This is a genomic window from Moorena sp. SIO3H5 (assembly GCF_010692395.1).
Lineage (GTDB): Bacteria > Cyanobacteriota > Cyanobacteriia > Cyanobacteriales > Coleofasciculaceae > Moorena.
The window spans coordinates 1-1556 of sequence record NZ_JAAHHS010000744.1; the positions used below are offsets into that span (position 1 = coordinate 1).

The window sequence follows — 1556 nt, forward strand, 5'->3', positions numbered from 1 at the left end:
TAGCTTATTGAGCGCACTGTTGGTAAAGAGCTAGTGGAGATTGAGGGTGTCTCGGAAGATATCCTGGAACAATTAGCGACTCAGTACGGAACTTGGTATCGCACCTTTGGCAGTAACTATCTGATTGCATTACCTATGGACAATCCCCAAGCTCTGTGGAAAGAGCTAAATACGATTCCATCTGTTAGTCTAATCCGCCGCCGTACCAACTTAGAAGATGTATTTTTACGACTGACCGGAACATCATTGGATTGATTAAGTTAGACAGGTTTACTATCAAAATAATGAAAGGAATTTCTGTAACATTTTGGGGCATCTACTCGGTCTGGCATCGTCATGCCAAAGTGTATCAAAAAACTTGGCTATTCAATAGTTTACTCCCAATTTCTGAACCTATAATCTATCTGATTGCCTTTGGCTATGGTTTAACTCCCCTAGTGGGAGATGTTTCTTACCATGGTCAACCCATATCTTATTTAAAATTTATAGCTCCTGGAATGATCGGACTTGGAGTACTATTTCAGTCCTTCTTTGAGGGAGCATTTGGGAGTTTTTTCCGCTTGACTTTTCAAAAAACTTGGCATGCACTGCTGACAGCACCCTTGAGTTTCATGGAAGTATTTATTGGAGAGTGGCTATGGGCAACGACAAAAGGAACTATAGCTGGTACCATCACAGGGTTAGTAGCGGTTATCTGGGGACTTTACTCTGGCTGGCAATTGCTGGTATCTTTTCCTGTAATTATTTTGGGGAGTATGCTGTTTGGTGCTATTGGACTATTTACAGCTGGAACGGTGCGTACTGTTGATCATATTAATGTGCCAATTTTCTTGTTCGTGGTACCAATGTTTACTCTCTGTGGTACTTATTTTCCTAGAGATACATTACCAACTGGACTGGGTTATCTCGCTGCTGTTTTACCCCTATCATCGATAGTTGATTTGTTACGTTGGCCTTTAGGGTTACCAGAGTTCTGGTTTTTACAATTAATCTGGTTGTTGCTATGGATTGCTGTGTTTTATATCCTAGCTTGGCGTCAGATTTATCCTATTCTATTCCGTTGATTAGTTAAGGGAGTAGGGAGTAGGGAGTAGGGAAAGAGAGGGAAGTGTGGGGAGATGGGGAGATGGGGAGATGGGGAGATGGGGAGATTTTTTACAAAGGGACGAGTACGTATTTTTTTACGTATAAATTTCTTAAAATATGTATAAAAATACACAATGATTTTCGTGATAATTCTCCCCATTTCTCGCTTTTCCCGACTCCCGATTCCCGATTCCCGATTCCCGACTCCCGATTCCCGATTCCCGATTCCCGATTCCCTCTATAAAGATATAGCTCGTTGATTAGATTTTTTGATTTGTTCACATTATATTCACAAGACGGTGGTTTAATTAGGTCTACCAGTTGAGTCAAAAATAATACAAGAGATGAAACTCAAGGTAACCCCCCCCAGCAATCACCCTTTACGGTTTAGAATGGTTGTTTTTTTGATGTATAGTGGCTTAGTCTACTTAGGGATTGCTTCGTTATATTGGTTTGTGGTATTTCCCATA

3 protein-coding genes are annotated in these 1556 nt (G+C 40.8%); all 3 read left to right on the plus strand.

Annotation, left to right across the window (positions count from 1 at the left end):
- The first annotated feature begins 33 nt into the window (after positions 1 to 33).
- The 3 genes from F6K52_RS36165 (at position 34) to F6K52_RS36175 (ending at position 1330) form a co-directional block, all read left to right on the plus strand.
- Positions 34 to 255, plus strand: a complete 222-nt coding sequence (locus F6K52_RS36165) for a hypothetical protein (protein WP_293090023.1) — start codon at positions 34 to 36, stop codon at positions 253 to 255.
- 29 nt (positions 256 to 284) lie between these two features.
- Positions 285 to 1064 carry an ABC transporter permease gene (locus F6K52_RS36170; protein ID WP_293090025.1) on the plus strand — a complete coding sequence of 260 codons (780 nt, stop codon included), beginning with the start codon at positions 285 to 287 and terminating at the stop codon, positions 1062 to 1064.
- A 62-nt stretch (positions 1065 to 1126) separates the two neighbouring features.
- Positions 1127 to 1330: a hypothetical protein gene (locus F6K52_RS36175; RefSeq protein ID WP_293090027.1), complete on the plus strand. Its 204-nt coding sequence runs from the start codon at positions 1127 to 1129 to the stop codon at positions 1328 to 1330.
- Positions 1331 to 1556 lie beyond the last annotated feature (226 nt).

Coding starts and splice junctions, on each gene's coding strand:
- F6K52_RS36170 (WP_293090025.1), top strand. CDS start 285: ATGAAAGGAATTTCTGTAACATTTTGGGGCATCTACTCGGTCTGGCAT.
- F6K52_RS36175 (WP_293090027.1), top strand. CDS start 1,127: ATGGGGAGATGGGGAGATGGGGAGATTTTTTACAAAGGGACGAGTACG.